This is a genomic window from Allobosea sp. NPDC055353, from assembly GCF_053644975.1.
In genome coordinates, this window is sequence record NZ_JBSHMC010000003.1 from 133,464 (window position 1) to 151,103 (window position 17,640).

Consider the following 17,640-nt stretch of genomic DNA (forward strand, 5'->3'; position numbering starts at 1 on the left):
CGAACCATCACGGAGGCAAAAGACGATGGCCGACGAACTCGTGCTCTACACCAACCCGATGTCGCGCGGACGTATCGCCCGCTGGATGATGGAGGAGATCGGCCAGCCCTACCGCGCCGAGATCGTCGGCTTCGGCACGCCAATGAAGAGCGCGGACTACAAGGCCCTGAACCCGATGGGCAAGGTGCCGACGCTGGTCCATGGCGACACGGTCGTCACGGAATGCGCCGCGATCTGCGCCTATATGGCCGATGCCTTTCCGCAGGCCGGGCTCGCGCCCGCGCCGAACAGCCGGCTGCGCGGTCCCTATTATCGCTGGCTGTTCTTCGCTGCCGGACCTATCGAGGCTGCCGTCGCCAGTAAGGCCTTCGGCCTGGAAGTGCCACCCGACCGGGCGCGGGCTATCGGCTACGGCACCTATGCCGATGCGATGGACACGCTCGAATACGCGGTGACCCGCGGCGAGTACCTGGCCGGCGAGCGTTTCAGCGCCGCCGACGTCTATGTCGGCTCGCAGGTCCTGTGGGGGCTGCAATTCGGCACGATCGAGAAACGGCCGGCCTTCGAGGCCTATGGCGCCCGCATCTCCGCGCGGCCGGCGGCAAAGCGCGCCGTCGAAATCGACGATGCGCTGATGGCCGAGATGCAGAAACAGGGGTGAACGCGCCCGGTGCATGGCGCATGGCCGATTGGACCGGTTGCCGCGCGGGACCGACGGGGCTAATGCTGCGGGCAGAATCTCGCCCGCCGCCGCCGGATGACCGCAGCCGCCGGGTCTAGCAGCAAACCTCGCGATCGCCATGAATGACATGTCCGTCCCAGCCCGGCCGCGCCACGGCATGGGCTTCTACCCCTTCGTCGGCCTGACCGCCGCCTTGATGGCGACGAATGCGCTCGCCATCGATTCGATGTTGCCGGCCCTGCCGCAGATGGCCGAGGCGCTCGGCATCGCCGAGGCCAACCAGCGGCAATGGATCATTACCGCCTATCTGCTCGGCTTCGGCGTCTCGCAGATCTTCTACGGCACGATCTCCGACCGCTTCGGCCGGCGCCCGGTGCTGCTGACGGGTCTGGCGATCTACGTCATCGCCAGCATCGCTGCCGCCTTCGCCGGCTCGTTCGAAGCGATGATGGTGGCGCGGGTCGTGCAGGGCATCGGTGCCGCCGCGACGCGCGTGCTCGTCGTCTCGATCGTGCGCGACTGCTATTCCGGCCGTGAGATGGCGCGCGTCATGTCGCTGGCAATGATCGTCTTCCTGGCCGTGCCGATCCTGGCACCCTCGATCGGGCAGGCGATCCTCTGGGTCGCGCCCTGGCGCTGGATCTTCGGTGTGCTGACCAGCTTCGGCGCCATCGTGATGATCTGGGTCCTGCTCAAGCTGCCTGAGACCCAGCATCCGGAGGACCGCAAGCCGATCGAGCCGGCGAGCGTGCTCGCCTCCTTCCGGACGACGCTGACCAGCCGCATCGGTGTCGGCTACATGCTCGCCATGGCCTTCGTGCTCGGCGGGCTGTTCGGCTTCATCAACTCGGCGCAGCAGGTCTTCGTCGACGTCTTCCATGCGCCGGAATTGTTCACCACCATCTTCGCGCTGATCGCGATGTTCATGGCGGCGTCCTCGCTGCTGAATTCGCGCATCGTCGGCCGGCTCGGCATGCGCCGCGTCTCGCATGGTGCCTTGCTCGGCTATATCGCGCTGACCGGCATCCATGCGCTGGTCGCGCTGGCGGGCCATGAATCGCTCTGGAGCTTTGCGATCCTGCAGGGCGGGGCGATGTTCTGCTTCGGGCTGATCGGCCCGAATTTCGGGGCGATGGCGATGGAGCCGCTCGGCCATGTCGCCGGCACGGCCTCCTCGGTGCAGGGCTTCGTCACCACCGTGATCGGCGCGCTGCTCGGCTTCTATATCGGCCAGCATTTCAACGGCACGGTCGTGCCGCTGACGCTCGGCTTCGCGCTCTGCGGCATCGCGGCGCTCGTCGTCGTGCTGATCGTGGAGAGAGGCCGGCTGTTCCATCCGGCACCGGGCCGGGTCTGAGAAGGCCTTAGACCATTGTCATCGCATCCGGTTTTTCCGAAAAGTGGGATCCACTTTTCGGCCCGATGCTTTCTCCTTCTCACCGCCGCCTGCGGCGACGGGAATGCCTGGAATCCGCTTCGGTCCGACCTGGACCGAGAGCGGTCCGCCCTAGGCTCGGGAAAGGCGCCGCCACCGCCTTCCCGCAGAACGCAGAGACGCGCTCAGGTCGTCTGCAGGTTCACGGCCGAGTTCTTGCCGGTCTTGCGATCGGGCTCGAGATCATAGCTGACCTTCTGCCCCTCGTTCAGACCGCGCAGACCCGCGCGCGTCACCGCGCTGACATGGACGAAGACATCATTGCCGCCGCCATCCGGGGTGATGAAGCCGTAACCCTTGGTCTCGTTGAACCATTTCACGGTTCCCGTACTCACATGCCGTTCCTTCCATAGGCTCGCCGGTTCCCCCGGCGGGGTAATGTAAGGAGCAAATCGTTCCACTTGCAACGACGCGCCGCACAACCCGTGCCGCGCCTGCGAAAAGCGTGCCGCAATGCCTCTCGTGCAGGCCTGCCGCCGACGCAAGCCGCTTGCGGTCCGGGCGCCGCTCGCCCATGAACGGCGCAAGCTTGTGATCAAGGGAGCAGCAGGATGAGCAATTTTGTGATCGACCCGCCGGCCGTGACGGCCGTACCGGTCGCGGGTGGCGGCTCCTTCCCGGTGCGCCGCGTCTTCTGCGTCGGCCGCAACTATGCCGAACATGCCCGCGAGATGGGCCATGATCCCGATCGCGAGGACCCGTTCTTCTTCACCAAGCCGGCCGATGCGCTGCTGATCAACGGCGCCGACATGCCCTATCCGAGCAAGACCAGCGACCTCCACCACGAGATGGAGCTCGTCGTCGCCATCGGCACCGGCGGCAAGGACATCCCCGAAGCCGAGGCGCTGGCCCATGTCTACGGCTATGCCGCCGGGCTCGACATGACCCGCCGCGACCTCCAGAACGTCGCCAAGAAGGCCGGGCGCCCCTGGGACATGGCCAAGGGCTTCGATCTCTCCGGGCCGATCGGCGAGATCGTGCCGGCGAGCCATGCCGGCCATCCCAGCGCCGGCAAGATCGAGCTCACCGTCAACGGCGTCGTGCGCCAGACCTCCGACCTCGCCAAGCAGATCTGGAATGTCGAGGAGACGATCGCCTATCTCTCCGGCCTCGTCGAACTGAAGCCTGGCGACCTGATCTTCACGGGCACGCCGGAAGGCGTCGCCGCCGTCAGCAAGGGCGACGTGCTCGAAGGCGAGATCGCCGGCGTCGGCACCGTCCGCACCCGCATCGCCTGATAAGACAACTTAGAACACCGGACTGAACATAATTCAGCCCGGTGTTCTAAGATTTTGATTTTGCATCGGCTTTTTCCGAAAACCGCAATCCACTTTTCGGGCCGATGCGCTAGGACAAGGACCGCATCATGCGCTTGACCCCCGACGCTTCCGGCGTCTTCCCGATCGCGCCGACCCCGTTCAATCCTGATGGCAGCATCGACTGGGCCTCGGCCGACCGGCTGTTCCAGTTCTATCACGACATCGGCTCGGACGGCGTCACCGTGCTCGGCATCATGGGCGAGGCGCCCAAGCTCGAGCCCGAGGAATCGGTCGAGCTGGTCAAGCGCTGCGTCGCCCGGATGGGCGGAAAGCCGATCATCGTCGGCGTCTCGGCGCCCGGCTTCGCGGCCATGCGCTCGCTCGCCCGGCAGGTGATGGATCTCGGCGCCGGCGGCGTGATGATCGCCCCGCCGCCGTCCCTGCGCACCGACGACCAGATCACCGGCTATTATGCGCAGGCGGTCGAAGCGATCGGCAGCGACATCCCCTTCGTCATTCAGGACTATCCGCTGACGCTCTCGGTGGTGATGACGCCGGCGGTGATCCGCAAGATCGTCATGGACAACCCGTCCTGCGTGATGCTGAAGCACGAGGACTGGCCGGGGCTTGAGAAGATCTCGACGCTGCGCAAGTTCCAGAAGGAAGGCTCGCTGCGCCCGATCTCGATCGTGACCGGCAATGGCGGGCTCTTCCTCGATTTCGAGATGGAGCGCGGCGCCGACGGCGCCAATACCGGCTATGCCTTCCCGGAGCTGCTGATCGATGTCGTGCGCCTGCAGAAGGCCGGCAAGCGCGACGAGGCCCATGACATCTTCGACGCGCATCTGCCGCTGATGCGTTACGAGCAGCAGCAGGGCGTCGGCCTTGCCGTGCGCAAATACACGATGATGAAGCGCGGCATCCTCAGCCACGACGCCCAGCGCAAGCCGGGCGCGGCGCTCAGCGCCGCCGCCAAGACCGAGGTGGATTATCTGCTGTCCCGCATCGCCAAGCACGATCCGCGCGCGAAGCTCTGAGGGCGCCACCTGCCCCCTCTCCCCTTGGGGGAGAGGATTGGGGTGAGGTGTCTCGCAACGCTATCCGTCATCCGGCCCTTCGGGCCACCTTCTCCCGCAAGGGGAGAAGGGAAGAGTCGCCGCCTGAAGCTCAGTGCCCCTTGTGCTCGCCCTCGCCGCCCTTGGCGGCGATCGAATCGACCTTGAACTCGACATCGACGGTCCCGGCCTTCTCGAAGGTCAGCGTGCCCTTCATCATCTCGCCCTGCTTGAGCTGCTGCTTCAGGTCCATGAACATGATGTGGTAGCCGCCGGGCTTGAATTCGACCTTGGCGCCGGCCGGAACATCGACGCCATTATCCAGCGGGCGCATCGTCATGATGCCGTCCTTGACCGCCATCTCATGGACCTCCGCGCGGGCCGCGAAGGGAACGGACACCGAAACCAGCCGGTCCGCGACCGTGCCGGTGTTCTCGATCGAGAGATAGCCACCGCCGACCTTGGCGCCAGCCGGCGTGGCGCGCGACCAGGGATGGCCGATCTTGAGCGGACCCGCCTTGAATTCATGGGCGGTGGCGAAGCCGGCCGAGAGCAGGAGAGCCGCGGCGGCGAGCGAATAGGAAAGCTTCATGATGGATATCCTGGATGAACGGGGCGCTGACGCAGCCTCGTGAAGACGTGCCCTCGCTCCCAAACGAAGCGGACAGGCCGGAATTGGATGTGGATGGGCAGGCTGAGGTTTCAGCCCAGCGGCGGCGCGCGCGATTGCGCGAGCCCGGCCGCGAAACGATGCGGCAAACCCTCGCCCCATAGCTCGGGCGCGGCAAGACGCGTGGCGAGCCGCCCCGGCACCGGAGCAGCCTCGACCGGCGGACCCGCGAGAACCGGATTGAGCGGGCAGCCCTTGCAATGGATGAGATCGCCCAGTGGAACCGGCTGGCCATCGTCAGGAACCGGCGCACCGGAGCAAAGCACGACACCGTCATGGCCACTCAGCGTCGCCAAGGCCGGCGCCGGTGCGAGCGCCAGGGCCATGACGCAAAGCGCATAGGCCATCGCCAGCCAGGCTCCGAGCCCGGAGCGGCGAAGACGATCGAGAAGGGCGGCGCGAGCCTGCATAGGCGCAAATGGCGCCGCTTGCCCGGCTTCGTCAAGCCGCGCATTGCCGCATCCTTGGCCGGGCGCAAAGAGCGCGCGGAGAAAATTATTCTCTGCTGTTTGGTTTCTTTAAAAGAACGATCCGGTTGACAAAGAGGACGACCTCCATCAGATTGCAGATCGTTCCTTGAGCGATCGGGGAGCCGCGGAGATTTGAGCAGCAGCTTGCGCCGCGTCACCAAACGCTAAAGCGCCACGACTGGGTCGTGGGCTCCAGATCGAGGAGACTGACATGACCATCGCGAAAACGAGCCGAAGCCAATCCCGCTTCCGCCGAATGCACTGCCGCTGTCGACGCTGAGATCGCAAGGCCGAGAGGTCCTTCCAATCCGTTCGTTCCGACGCATGCCGCATAGGCGGCAGAAGGCAGTTCCATGTCCCAGATTCATTCCCTTCCCAGCCGGGCCCGCCCGGCGCAGCAAGCCTATGTCATCGAGCTCGGCGAGGCCCAGATCGGGCTGGTGAGCCGCCGCGCCGACGAGCGCGACTTTACCTTCGTCTCGGCCTCCGCCGCCTTCCGGGCGCTCGATGGGCAGCGTTTCGCGACGCCCGGCGCCGCCGAGACAGCCGCGCGCCGGCTGTCCCGCTCGCAGCGGCGCTCGCCGCTGCTGCTGGCTTCGTGAGGCGGCGATGCAGCTTCTTTCCGCTCTCTGGAACGGTATCGCGAACTGGTTCGCCCAAGCCGTCCCTGCCACTTTCGACCCGCTCGACGCCGCGACCACGGATGACCAGCGCCGCTCGGTCCATGACGTGACCATCGAGCAGCTCGGCATCGCCCACTGGTCCTGCCACACGCATTTCTGAGGACATGATGAACGCCCCCATCAGACCCGGCACGCTCAGTGCCGGCGTCACTTCTGTTTCCTTGCCCCTTTCGTTGCCCGATCCGGCGATCCGCTTCGAGCGCGTCGGCAAGACCTATCCGGGCCGCCGCGGCCAGCAGCCTGTCGGCGCGCTTGCCGGCATCGATCTCGACGTGCCCGCCGGCACCATCCTCGGCGTGATCGGCCGCTCCGGCGCCGGCAAGTCGACGCTGATCCGCCTCGTCAACGGGCTGGAACGCGCCACGGAAGGGCGCATCCTGATCGAAGGTCAGGACGTCACGGGCCTGACCGAATCCGGCTGGCGCCAGCAGCGCCGGCGGATCGGCATGATCTTCCAGCACTTCAACCTGCTGTCCTCGCGCACGGTCTTCGACAATGTCGCGCTGCCGCTGGAGATCGCGGGCGCTGGCAAGGCCGAGATCACCGCCAAGGTCGAGCGCCTGCTCGCGCTGGTCGGCCTCTCCGACAAGAGCGCGCGCTATCCAGCCGAGCTCTCGGGCGGGCAGAAGCAGCGCGTCGGCATTGCCCGAGCGCTCGCCACCGATCCCAAGGTGCTGCTCTGCGACGAGGCGACCTCGGCGCTCGATCCCGAGACCACGCGCTCGATCCTCGCCCTGCTGAAGCAGGTCAATCGCGAGCTCGGCATCACCATCCTGCTGATCACCCACGAGATCCCCGTGATCAAGGAGATCTGCGACCGGGTCGCGGTGATCGAGGGCGGGCGCATCGTCGAGCAGGGCGAGACCTTCTCCGTCTTCACCAACCCGCAGCATCCGACGACGGCGTGCTTCGTCGAGACAGTCACCGGCGTCGAACTGCCCGAACACCTCGCCCACCGCATCCGCAAAGACGCGCGCCCCGGCGACAATATCGTGCTGCGCATCACCTTCCTCGGCGAAAACGCGACGGCGCCGGTGATCAGCCGGCTCAGCGCCATCGTCGGCGTCGACGTCAACATCCTGGCCGGGCGGATCGACGCCATCGCCGGCCAGCCCTTCGGCAGCCTGCTCGTCTCGGTGCCCTCGCGCGCACCGGAAAGCGACGCGGTGCTCGGCGCCCTCAGAAGCCTCGGACTCAAGGCGGAGGTGATCGGCCATGTCTCCTGAAATCATCCGCCTGATCGCGCAGTCGACGCTCGACACGCTGGCCATGGTCGCGGTCGCGGCCGGCATCGGCACGCTGCTCGGGCTGCCGCTCGGCGTCTTCCTGGCCACCAGCAAACGCGGCGAATTGTTCGCCGCGCCGGCCGCCAACCTGCTCCTCGGCACGCTGGTCAACGCCACGCGCTCGACGCCCTTCATCATCCTGGTCGTCGCGATCATCCCGTTCACCCGCCTGATCGCCGGCACCTCGATCGGCACGGCCGCCGCGATCGTGCCACTCACCGTCGCGGCGACGCCGTTCATCGCCCGCCTGATCGAGGGCGCCGTGCGCGAGGTCGATCAGGGGCTGGTCGAGGCCGCCCGCGCCATGGGCGCCACGCCCGTCCAGATCGTACGGAAGGTGCTGGTACCCGAGGCGCTGCCGGCGATCGTGCTCGGCCTGACGCTGGCCCTGGTCAGCCTGATCGGCTTCTCGGCCATGGTCGGCGCGGTCGGCGGTGGTGGGCTCGGCGATCTCGGCATCCGCTACGGCTACCAGCGCTTCATGCCGGACGTGATGGCGGCGGTCGTCGCCGTGCTCATCGTCCTCGTCCAGCTCGTCCAGAGCATCGGCGACCGGCTCGCCCGCCATCTCAACAAGCGCCTGCGCCACGCCTGACGCTTCCAAATTCATCCCCATCCGACTGAAGGAAACGACATCATGACGACCATCTTCAACCGCCGCGCCGCGCTGCTCGCAGGCTTCGCCCTGACGCTCGCCGCCGTCCCCGCGCTCGCCCAGCAGAACCAGGTGATCCGCATCGGCGTCTCACCCGGCCCGCATGCCGAGATCCTGGAGAAGGTGAAGCCTGTCCTCGCCAAGAAGGGCATCGAGCTCAAGATCATCGAGTTCTCCGACTATGTCGTGCCGAACCAGGCGCTCGATGCCGGCGAGCTGGAGGCCAATTCCTTCCAGAACCAGCCCTATCTCGACAACCAGGTGAAGGATCGCGGCTTCAAGATCGAGAGCGCCGGCCTGACCGTGAACTTCCCGCTCGGCATCTACTCCGCCAAGTACAGGGACTGGTCGCAGGTGCCGGATGGTTCGACCGTCGCGATCCAGAACGACCCGACCAATGGCGGCCGCTCGCTGCTGCTGCTGCAGGACAAGGGCGTGATCAAGCTGAAGGACGGCGTCGGCTTCAAGCCGAGCCCGGCCGATATCGTCGGCAACCCGAAGAAGCTCAAGATCATCGAGATCGAGGCCGCACAGACCCCGCGCTCGCTGGCTGATGTCGCCGCCGCCGCGATCAACACCAACTACGCCGTCGATGCCAAGATCGATCCGGCCTCGGCGATCCTGCGCGAGGACGCCAAGGGCCCCTATGTCAACCTGATCGCCGTGCGCAGCGCCGACAAGGACAAGCCCTGGGTCAAGACGCTGGTCGAAAGCTACCACACGCCCGAGATCAAGGCCTTCGTCGCCGAGCGCTTCAAGGGCGCCGTCCTCGCTGGCTGGTAACCGCTCCTCCCACCTGGCTCTCCAATCTTAAGCCAGGCGCCTTGCCCCGGATGCGACCCGCATCCGGGGCTTTTCTTTGGCCTGATCAGCGCGGCAGCGGGCCGAAGGCGAAGAACTGGGTCTCGCCGGAGGAATCGTCGACGCCGTCATTATCGGTGACGACGAAGAGATGGCCGGCCTTGTCGACCGTCATGCCCTCGACCTTGTCGAGGCCGTAGCCGCCGGCCTTCATCAGGTCGGGCGTCAGGTCCCGCAGCAGGGTTTTGGTCACGGTCGGGATCTCCGCCGCACCGATCGCCGCCGGCTTCAGGCCCTTGACCGAGAAGGTCTGGAGCGTCTTCACCGCCTTGGCGCCGAAGCCGTTGTCGCGCTCGATCACGGCGAAGCGGTCATCCCCGAGGGAAACAAGCTCGGAAAGGCCCATCCAGAAGCCTGCGGCCGCTTGCGACAGCGGGTAGTGCAGCACGCCCCACTCCTTGGTCGCCGGCTTGTAGGAGAGGAGCTTGGCCTTGCCCTTGGGATCGTCCTTCCATTCGCGCTGCACGGCGAGCCAGACGGTCTCGTCCGCGCCCGTGCCCGTCACCGCCACGCCCTCGAAGCCGAAGCGGACCGCGTGCTTCGCCAGCGCTTCCGGCAGGCGAATCTCCTCCTCGACCTCGCCCTTGGCCGAGACGCGCAGCAGGATATCGGCGAGCGGCGCATCCTTCTTCTCGGGATTGCCCTCGGAAGCCAGCCAGAAGCCGCCGCCCTCGCGGGTCGCGATGCCCTCGAGATCGTAGGATGCGGGCTTGCCGTCCTTGGTCACGGTGATGGCGCCGGTGATCTTCACCGGCTTCTGCGTCGCGTCGATCTGAAGGAGGCGCGAGGGCGTATAGGCACTGTCGGTGATCGCGAAGAGATTGCCGGATGCCGCGCGATCGGCCGTGAGGCCCGAGAGCGCGCCCCAGCCGATCGGCAGGCCGTTCTCATCGGCGGACTGGATCGTCGGGTAGGCAGCCGCCTGCTCGGCGCGGCGATAGATCATCACGGCCGAACGCGCGCCACCCTTCTCGCCGACATCGGTCTCGGAGGCCGAGACGAAGAGGTCGCGCTGCGGGATGGCGAGCAGGCCTTCCGGGCCGATGCCGGTCGGCAGCGCCTGCAGGAAGCGTGGCGCTTTGCCTGCGCCCTCGTCCTTGTAGACCAGCACCAGCGAGGCGCGCTCCAGCCCGACGAAGATCAGGCGGTCGTTGCCATAGCTCGCAACCTCGATGCCCTCGGGCTCGCTGCCCTTCGCGCCCGAGCGCTTCTCGGGGTAATGGCCCAGCCGCATGGCAATGTGGTCGACGTTGGAGCCGGAATCGAACTCGACCGAGCCGTCCTTGCGGAAGATCGTGAAGCCGCGCGAGCCGCCCTTCCAGTCGCCCTCGTTTGCGGTGACGAAGCGGTCATTGTCGAGCCAGCGCAGGGCGTCGGGCTCGCGGGCGACGCTCTTCAAGTCCTCGGTCGGGCTGATCTTGCCGTCGCGGGTCTTGTCGATGTTCTTGAGATCGACAGAGCCTGCGGAAAAATGCGTCACGACCTTGCCGGTCCTGGAATCGACGATGGCGAGGTGGTTGTTCTCCTGCAGCGTCACCACGACGAGCCCGTCCTGGTTGACGTCGACGAATTCCGGCTCCGGATCGGTCGGCTCGACGGCGGCGATGCCGGTGAGCTCGACGACCTGGCGGGTGGCGCAGTCGATGGCGCCGTCCTTGATGCCGATCAGGGTGAGGTTGCCGGCAGGGAGCTGCGGCAGGGCGCCCTTGTTGAGCTTCTCGTCACGCTCGTTCTCGATGGCGATGACGATCTTGCCCTTGTCCTTGGTCAGCGTGACCGAGTCGGGCTGGCCGCCAAGATCGCATTTCGCCACGACCTGCTTGGTCTTGAGGTCGACGGTGGCGAGATGGCCGGCCGGTTCCTTGAAATTGTCGCCGGAGGTGACGACCGCGACGAAGGCCTTGTCGCCGAGGATGGTGACCGAGGTGGATTCGCCTTCGAGCGGCACGAAACCGGCGGGCTTGGGATGGGCGGGGTCGGCGATGTCGATGATCCCGAGCGCCTTCTGCTCCGCGTCGGTATAGGCGAGCAAGGTGCCGTCGCCATTGGCGGCGATGATCTCGGAGACGGTCTTCTTCTTGGGATCGCGATCGGCCGGCAGGTTCTGCGGCACGGAGAAGGTGGCGATCCGGTTGAAGAGCGGCTCGGCCATGGCCGTGCCGCTGAGCAGGACAGCGGCAAGAGCCGCGAGGACGAGAGGCTGGCGCATGGGATCTCACCGCTGACGGGAACAGAGACCCGTCGGCTAGTCAGCCCATGCGACAGTCAGATGACGGTTTTCACCGAAGGGCAGCCGCGTCGCCGGAAGGCAGGGCCGCGCCCGAGCGCTTGAAGCCGATGACTTCGAGTTCTGTCACGATCGCGACGGCCGCCGCCTGAGCCAGGACGAAGGCGATGCCGAGCCCGGTCGGCGCGAACCAGCCCATCAGCAGGATCGCGATGCTCTCGGCGATCCAGAGCAGGTTGACGCCGATCACGGCATAGACCGCCAGACGCGGCAGGGTCTTACGGCCTGCGAACCAGCCGAGCAGCGCCGCGCAAGGCAGCAGCACGAGGCCGGCGCCGCGCAGGAACTCCGCGGGCAGGCCAAGCGGGGCAGCGAGCGGCCCGGCCGCAGCGGCGAGGATGAGGCCCATACCGCCGCAAGCCGCGGCATCGAGGGCGAGAGCGTTGCGCAGCAGGGGCGAAGACTGGATGAGCGACATGGCATTCTCCTTGGCGGTTCTGGGCCTCAAGCCCGTTTCGATGAGGGGAATGCTGACGGAACCGCGTCGGCCGGTCGATTAAGCGGGAGGTAATTGGAACGGCCCGCCGGGATCGCTAGCTTCTCCGTCATGAACACACATCAACCTCCCCCGATCGGCGCATTGCTGCGCGACTGGCGCCAGCTCCGCCGCTTCAGCCAGCTCGATCTCGCGCTCGAAGCCGAGATCTCGCAGAAGCATCTCAGCTTCATCGAAAGCGGCCGCTCGCGCCCCAGCCGCGAGATGGTCCTGCTCTTGGCCGAGCATCTCGGCGTGCCGCTGCGCGAGCGCAACGCGCTGCTTCTGGCGGCCGGCTATGCCCCGATCTATCCGGAGCGCTCGCTCGAAGACCCCTCGCTCGACGCCGCCCGCAGCGCGATCGATCTGATCCTCAGGGGACACGAGCCCTATCCGGCCGTCGCCATCGACCGGCACTGGACGCTGCTGGCCTATAACAACGCAGTGACGCGATTGCTCGGTCTCGTCACCGACGCGCAACTGCTGAAGCCGCCCGTCAATGTGCTGCGCCTGTCATTGCATCCGCAGGGGCTTGCGCCCTTCATCCTCAACCTCGCGGAATGGCGCGCCCATCTGCTGGCAAGGCTGCGCCAGCAGGTCCGGGCGACAGCCGATGTGAAGCTCGGCGAATTGCTGGGCGAGCTGATGAGCTACTCCCATCCGGGCGCGGGCGCGCGCCATGAAGCCGAGACGGAGGCGGCCATCGTCGTGCCCATGCAGTTGCGGCTCGGCGAGACCACGCTGTCGCTGATCTCGACGACGACCGTGTTCGGCACGCCTGTCGATGTCACTCTCTCGGAGCTGGCGCTGGAGACTTTCTTCCCGGCCGACGCGGAAACGGCCGAAGCCTTGCGGGCGCTCGCCTCACCGGCAGAAGACGCGGCCTGAGAGCCGGAACCTTTCCCCGCCGTGCCGGTTCTTTCTGCGGAAAACGGCTGGGGGCCGACCTTTCAGGAGTCAAGCGCGATGGGCAGCACGACCGACAAGATCAAGGGCATGGCCAACGAGGCCGCCGGCAACGTCAAGCAGGCCGCCGGCAAGGCGATGAACAAGCCGGAGTGGGAGGCCGAGGGCAAGGTCCAGGAGCTGAAGGGCGAAGCCCAGCAGGCGCTTGGCAAAGGCAAGGACGCGGTCAAGAAGGCCGTCGACAAGGTCTGAGGCATCCGCCTCCATCGACATGGAAAGGGCCGCCCATCGGGCGGCCCTTTTTCATGTTTCAAAATGCGAAACCACGGTGTCATCCCGGAGGCAGCGAAGCGGAGATCCGGGATCCATTCCGGAGCGCTTCCGCGAGAGGTTCAGGCATGGATCCCGGGTCTCCCTCCGGTCGCCCGGGATGACCCGCGCTTGTTGGAGGGCTGGCCCCACCAAGGGCTCAGGCCGTGCCGCCGAAGCCGCCGAGGAAATCCTTGACCCGGCCAAAGAAGCCGGCCGTCTCCGGGTGGTTGTTGTGCGAGCTCTCGCGCTCGAATTCCTCCAGCAACTCGCGCTGGCGCGCCGTCAGCTTCTGCGGCGTCTCAACCACGACCTGGATGTAGAGGTCTCCGACATCGCGCGAGCGCAGCACGCTCATGCCCTTGGCCTTCAAACGGAACTGCTTGCCGGTCTGGGTGCCCTCGGGAATCTTGACCCGTGCCTGCTCGCCCGAAAGCGTCGGCACCTCGATCTCGCCGCCGAGCGCGGCGGAAGCCAGCCCGATCGGCACGCGGCAGAACAGGTCGGCGCCGTCGCGCTGGAAGATCGCGTGCGGCTTGATCGAGAGGAAGATGTAGAGATCGCCTGCAGGCCCGCCGCGCAGGCCCGCTTCGCCCTCGCCGGCGAGGCGGATGCGTGTGCCGTCCTCGACACCGGCGGGAATGTTGACGGAGAGCGTGCGCTCGCGGGTGACGCGGCCGGCGCCCTGGCAGTTCTTGCAGGGATCGTCGATGACCTCGCCGCGGCCCGAGCAGGTCGGGCAGGTGCGCTCGACCGAGAAGAAGCCCTGATTGGCGCGGACGCGGCCATGGCCGCCACAGGTCGGGCACTGGCGCGATTTCGAGCCGGGCTTGGCGCCGGCGCCGGAGCAGGAGTCGCAGGAGATCGAGGTCGGCACCCGGATCGACTCGTTCTTGCCGGTGAACGCCTCTTCCAGCCCGATCTCGAGATTGTAGCGCAGGTCGGCGCCGCGCTCGCGGCCATTGGCGCCGCGGGCGCCGCCACGCCGGGCATCGCCGAAGAAGGAATCGAAGATATCCGACATGAAGTCGGAGAAATCGGCATTGCCGCCGGGGCCACCGCCGCCGTTCTCGAAGGCCTGATGGCCGAAGCGGTCATAGGCCGAGCGCTTCTGGCCGTCCGAAAGGACCTGATAGGCCTCGTTGATTTCCTTGAACTTGATCTCGGCTTCCTTGTTGCCGGGATTCTTGTCGGGATGGTGCTGCATCGCGAGCTTGCGGAAGGAGCCCTTGAGCTCGACCTCCGTCACGGTTCGGCTGACGCCGAGAATCTCGTAGTAATCGCGTTTCGACATCGAAATGTCTGTCCCCGCAGCTTTGACGCGGCATGGCCGGGCAGCGAGCCCGGCCATCCGTACAGCATGCAATTCCCGGACGCGTTGGCCGGGTCAAGCCCGGCCAAAACGTCGCTTGCGTTACGAGCGCGCGATCACGCGCTCTTCTTCTTGTCGTCCGAGACGTCCTTGAAGTCGGCGTCGATGACGTCGTCCTTCTTGGCTTCCTCAGTCGGCTCGCCCTCGGCGGTGGCGGCGCCCTCGGCCTGGCTCGCCGCATACATGGCTTCGCCGAGCTTCATCGAAGCCTGCATCAGCTCGTTGGTGCGGGCCGTGATGGCCTCGGCGTCCTCGCCGGTCAGCGCGGTCTTGAGCGCCTCGACCGCGGTCTCGATCGCCGCCTTGTCGGCTTCGGAAACCTTGTCGCCATAGTCGTTCAGCGACTTCTCGGTCGAATGCACCAGGCTCTCGCCCTGGTTCTTGGCCTCGACCACCTCGCGGCGCTTCTTGTCCTCGGCGGCGTTCGCCTCGGCATCCTTCACCATCTTCTGGATATCGGCCTCGCTGAGGCCGCCCGAAGCCTGGATCTTGATCTGCTGCTCCTTGTTGGTGGCCTTGTCCTTCGCCGTCACGGAAACGATGCCGTTGGCGTCGATGTCGAAGGTCACCTCGATCTGCGGCATGCCGCGCGGCGACGGCGGAATCCCCATCAGATCGAACTGGCCGAGCAGCTTGTTGTCGGCGGCCATCTCGCGCTCGCCCTGGAAGACCCGGATCGTCACCGCGTTCTGGTTGTCCTCGGCGGTGGAGAAGACCTGGCTCTTCTTGGTCGGGATCGTGGTGTTGCGGTCGATCAGACGCGTAAAGACACCACCCAGCGTCTCGATGCCGAGCGACAGCGGGGTCACGTCGAGCAGCAGCACGTCCTTGACGTCGCCCTGCAGCACGCCGGCCTGAACCGCAGCGCCGATGGCGACGACTTCGTCAGGATTGACGCCCTTGTGCGGCTCCTTGCCGAAGAACTGCTTCACGACCTCCTGCACCTTCGGCATGCGGGTCATGCCGCCGACGAGGACGACCTCGTCGATCTGGCCCGCCGACAGGCCGGCATCCTTGAGCGCCTTCTTGCAGGGCTCGATGGTGCGCTGGATCAGATCGTCGACCAGGCTCTCGAACTTGGCGCGCGACAGCTTGATGGCAAGGTGCTTCGGGCCCGAGGCATCCGCCGTGATATAGGGCAGGTTGATCTCGGTCTGGGCCGTGGTCGAGAGCTCGATCTTGGCCTTCTCCGCCGCTTCCTTCAGGCGCTGGAGGGCGAGCTTGTCCTTCTTCAGGTCGATGCCCTGCTCGCGCTTGAACTCGTCCGCGAGGTACTCGACCAGGCGCATGTCGAAGTCTTCGCCGCCGAGGAAGGTGTCGCCATTGGTCGACTTCACCTCGAAGACGCCGTCGCCGATCTCGAGGATCGAGACGTCGAAGGTGCCGCCGCCGAGGTCATAGACCGCGATGGTGCCGGCCTGCTTCTTGTCGAGGCCATAGGCCAGCGCCGCCGCGGTCGGCTCGTTGATGATGCGCAGCACCTCGAGGCCGGCGATGCGGCCGGCATCCTTCGTCGCCTGGCGCTGGGCGTCGTTGAAATAGGCGGGAACCGTGATGACGGCCTGGGTGACGGGCTGGCCGAGATAGGCCTCCGCCGTCTCCTTCATCTTGGTCAGCGTGAAGGCCGAGATCTGCGACGGCGAATAGTCCTTGCCGTCGGCTTCCACCCAGGCGTCGCCCGAGGAGGCCTTCTTGATCTTGTAGGGAACGAGCTTCAGGTCCTTCTGCGTCATCGGATCGTCGAAGGTCCGGCCGATGAGGCGCTTGATGGCGAAGAAGGTGCGCTCCGGGTTGGTGACGGCCTGGCGCTTCGCAGGCTGGCCGACAAGGCGTTCGCCGTCATCCGTGATGGCGACGATGGAGGGCGTGGTGCGCGCGCCTTCCGAATTCTCGATGACCTTGGGCGTCGAGCCTTCCATCACTGCAACGCAGCTGTTGGTCGTGCCGAGGTCGATACCAATGACTTTACCCATGGATGGGATCCCTTTCGATTGAGCAGATCGCCGACCTGCGGCGCTTGTGCACCGCCTGCCGGCCCATGGACCGGATCGCCCCCGCTTCAGCGGCGAACGAAACCGGCATTCCACGTTTGACGGTGGTTAAACCGCCCCTTGGCGGCGTATATAGTGAGGGTGTTCCACCCCTTGCAAGACAGGCGAGCCGATTAAGCAACGGGGAGCACCGGCCGGGCGGCCCGCGAAACGCGCTTTCCGGCCGGGTGTGGCCTTCCCGTCCTTGTCTAACCCGGCTCGCGCCTGCATGCAGAAAGGCCGTTCAGGCTTCACTGGGCCGCCATGACACGACCGATGCGCCTCATCCTGGCCTCGATAGCCCTCGCCACAGCCGCAACCGTGGCGCATGCGCAGCCGCTGCAATTGCCCGGCGCCCAGCCGTTCAACGCGCCCGGAACCCAGCAGGCAGCGCCCTCCCGGCCCGGCGCCCCGACAGCGCCGCGCCCGCCCAGCATGTCCGCCATCAAGGTCGCCGGGGAGGATGCCATCATCGGCAAGACCTTGCACCGCCACGGCCATCACGGCGAGGCAGTCTTCTCGAAGACGGCGACCGGCTACGGCCTCAAGCTCAATCTCGACGGGTTCCAGAGCACCAATCTGGTCGAGCCCTGCGCCATCTCCTTCGGCGACGCGCCTCTCCCCGTCACGGCGCTCGGGCGCCCGGCCGGCGTGCCGCGCTACCGGCTGGAGGCGCCGATCTGCCCGATCGTCTTCGACGTGCTCGACGGCGCCTTCCTCGTGGTCGAACCGACGGAGCCCTGCGTCGTCCAGGCCGCGCAATGCCGGATCGACCCGCGCGGGCTGTGGGGCCCCGATGCGCGTACCGTTGCCGGGCAGGCCAAGGAGATCGAGAAGGCACGCGGCAGCGCCGAACGCGCCGTGCGCGAGGGCTACCGGACGCTGACCGCCAAATCCGACGCTGTCGAGCAGCGCGTGATCGCGCGCGAGCAGGCCGGCTTCTCGGCCGAGCGCGAGATGATCTGCCGGGATTTCCAGCGCGAGGGCCAGTTCGGCTTCTGCGGCGCGCGGGTGACGGAGGCGCGGGCCGCCTCGCTGCGCGCCCGGCTCGGCCTCAACACCGAGCCCAAGCCTGCCGCGGCCAGGCCGAGGCCACGCCCGAAGCCCGCGCCGCTCTCGCTGACGCCGACGCAGTAGCGGGGCAGAGCGCAGTCACAGAGCGCTGTCATCCCGTGCGCGCTGCGGCACGCAGTGCTGCTGCGCAG

General features: G+C 66.7%; 19 protein-coding genes. 12 read left to right on the forward strand and 7 right to left on the reverse strand.

All coding sequences use genetic code 11. The features are described 5' to 3' along the window. Positions 1 to 25: 25 nt before the first annotated feature. On the forward strand, positions 26 to 661 hold the full coding sequence (locus tag ACWIEX_RS21150) for a glutathione S-transferase family protein (RefSeq protein ID WP_454034924.1): 636 nt from the start codon (positions 26 to 28) through the stop codon (positions 659 to 661). 148 nt (positions 662 to 809) lie between these two features. Next, on the forward strand, positions 810 to 2,039 hold the full coding sequence (locus ACWIEX_RS21155; protein WP_454034925.1) for a multidrug effflux MFS transporter: 1,230 nt from the start codon (positions 810 to 812) through the stop codon (positions 2,037 to 2,039). Between the two features lie 203 nt (positions 2,040 to 2,242). Here ACWIEX_RS21155 and ACWIEX_RS21160 read toward each other — a convergent pair whose 3' ends face one another. Then, positions 2,243 to 2,452, reverse strand: coding sequence for a cold-shock protein (locus ACWIEX_RS21160; protein ID WP_061971665.1), 210 nt, complete (start codon positions 2,450 to 2,452; stop codon positions 2,243 to 2,245). Positions 2,453 to 2,668: 216 nt separating this feature from the next. On the opposite strand from ACWIEX_RS21160, the gene ACWIEX_RS21165 reads away from it, so the two are divergent. Both ACWIEX_RS21165 and ACWIEX_RS21170 read left to right on the forward strand, forming a co-directional pair. Continuing rightward, positions 2,669 to 3,355, forward strand: coding sequence for a fumarylacetoacetate hydrolase family protein (locus tag ACWIEX_RS21165; RefSeq protein WP_454034926.1), 687 nt, complete (start codon positions 2,669 to 2,671; stop codon positions 3,353 to 3,355). Positions 3,356 to 3,483: 128 nt separating this feature from the next. Next, a complete protein-coding gene (locus ACWIEX_RS21170; RefSeq protein WP_454034927.1) occupies positions 3,484 to 4,413 on the forward strand; it encodes a dihydrodipicolinate synthase family protein in 930 nt (309 codons plus the stop codon). A 130-nt stretch (positions 4,414 to 4,543) separates the two neighbouring features. Here the strand turns inward: ACWIEX_RS21170 and ACWIEX_RS21175 are convergent, their stop codons facing one another. After that, complete coding sequence (locus ACWIEX_RS21175; RefSeq protein ID WP_113586355.1) at positions 4,544 to 5,023, reverse strand: copper chaperone PCu(A)C; 480 nt, start codon at positions 5,021 to 5,023, stop codon at positions 4,544 to 4,546. A gap of 110 nt (positions 5,024 to 5,133) precedes the next feature. Then, on the reverse strand, positions 5,134 to 5,511 hold the full coding sequence (locus tag ACWIEX_RS21180; RefSeq protein ID WP_454034928.1) for a hypothetical protein: 378 nt from the start codon (positions 5,509 to 5,511) through the stop codon (positions 5,134 to 5,136). Positions 5,512 to 5,924: 413 nt separating this feature from the next. On the opposite strand from ACWIEX_RS21180, the gene ACWIEX_RS21185 reads away from it, so the two are divergent. Genes ACWIEX_RS21185 through ACWIEX_RS21205 form a run of 5 tightly spaced genes read left to right on the forward strand, consistent with a single transcriptional unit; the run spans position 5,925 to position 8,978 of the window. Next, positions 5,925 to 6,173, forward strand: coding sequence for a hypothetical protein (locus ACWIEX_RS21185; protein ID WP_454034929.1), 249 nt, complete (start codon positions 5,925 to 5,927; stop codon positions 6,171 to 6,173). Between the two features lie 7 nt (positions 6,174 to 6,180). Then, positions 6,181 to 6,354, forward strand: coding sequence for a hypothetical protein (locus tag ACWIEX_RS21190; protein WP_454034930.1), 174 nt, complete (start codon positions 6,181 to 6,183; stop codon positions 6,352 to 6,354). A gap of 7 nt (positions 6,355 to 6,361) precedes the next feature. After that, positions 6,362 to 7,480, forward strand: a complete 1,119-nt coding sequence (locus ACWIEX_RS21195) for a methionine ABC transporter ATP-binding protein (RefSeq protein ID WP_454034931.1) — start codon at positions 6,362 to 6,364, stop codon at positions 7,478 to 7,480. Continuing rightward, positions 7,470 to 8,135 (forward strand): methionine ABC transporter permease, encoded by a 666-nt coding sequence (locus ACWIEX_RS21200; protein WP_454034932.1) that lies wholly within the window; start codon positions 7,470 to 7,472, stop codon positions 8,133 to 8,135. Before ACWIEX_RS21195 ends, ACWIEX_RS21200 begins: the two co-directional genes overlap by 11 nt. A gap of 42 nt (positions 8,136 to 8,177) precedes the next feature. After that, on the forward strand, positions 8,178 to 8,978 hold the full coding sequence (locus ACWIEX_RS21205) for a MetQ/NlpA family ABC transporter substrate-binding protein (protein ID WP_454034933.1): 801 nt from the start codon (positions 8,178 to 8,180) through the stop codon (positions 8,976 to 8,978). Positions 8,979 to 9,063: 85 nt separating this feature from the next. Here ACWIEX_RS21205 and ACWIEX_RS21210 read toward each other — a convergent pair whose 3' ends face one another. Together ACWIEX_RS21210 and ACWIEX_RS21215 are read right to left on the reverse strand one after the other, a co-directional pair. After that, entirely contained in the window at positions 9,064 to 11,265 is a 2,202-nt protein-coding gene (locus tag ACWIEX_RS21210; protein WP_454034934.1) for an esterase-like activity of phytase family protein, read from the reverse strand. Between the two features lie 70 nt (positions 11,266 to 11,335). Continuing rightward, positions 11,336 to 11,761: a hypothetical protein gene (locus ACWIEX_RS21215; RefSeq protein WP_454034935.1), complete on the reverse strand. Its 426-nt coding sequence runs from the start codon at positions 11,759 to 11,761 to the stop codon at positions 11,336 to 11,338. Between the two features lie 129 nt (positions 11,762 to 11,890). Between ACWIEX_RS21215 and ACWIEX_RS21220 the strand changes: the two genes are divergently transcribed. Next, positions 11,891 to 12,706, forward strand: coding sequence for a helix-turn-helix domain-containing protein (locus tag ACWIEX_RS21220; RefSeq protein WP_454034936.1), 816 nt, complete (start codon positions 11,891 to 11,893; stop codon positions 12,704 to 12,706). Positions 12,707 to 12,784: 78 nt separating this feature from the next. Beyond that, entirely contained in the window at positions 12,785 to 12,976 is a 192-nt protein-coding gene (locus tag ACWIEX_RS21225; protein WP_454034937.1) for a CsbD family protein, read from the forward strand. Between the two features lie 217 nt (positions 12,977 to 13,193). On the opposite strand, the gene dnaJ is transcribed toward ACWIEX_RS21225, so the two are convergent. Beyond that, positions 13,194 to 14,327 carry a molecular chaperone DnaJ gene (gene dnaJ / locus ACWIEX_RS21230; protein ID WP_454034938.1) on the reverse strand — a complete coding sequence of 378 codons (1,134 nt, stop codon included), beginning with the start codon at positions 14,325 to 14,327 and terminating at the stop codon, positions 13,194 to 13,196. A gap of 134 nt (positions 14,328 to 14,461) precedes the next feature. Beyond that, on the reverse strand, positions 14,462 to 16,378 hold the full coding sequence (gene dnaK, locus ACWIEX_RS21235) for a molecular chaperone DnaK (protein WP_454034939.1): 1,917 nt from the start codon (positions 16,376 to 16,378) through the stop codon (positions 14,462 to 14,464). A 333-nt stretch (positions 16,379 to 16,711) separates the two neighbouring features. Between dnaK and ACWIEX_RS21240 the strand changes: the two genes are divergently transcribed. Continuing rightward, complete coding sequence (locus tag ACWIEX_RS21240) at positions 16,712 to 17,572, forward strand: hypothetical protein (protein WP_454034940.1); 861 nt, start codon at positions 16,712 to 16,714, stop codon at positions 17,570 to 17,572. Positions 17,573 to 17,640 lie beyond the last annotated feature (68 nt).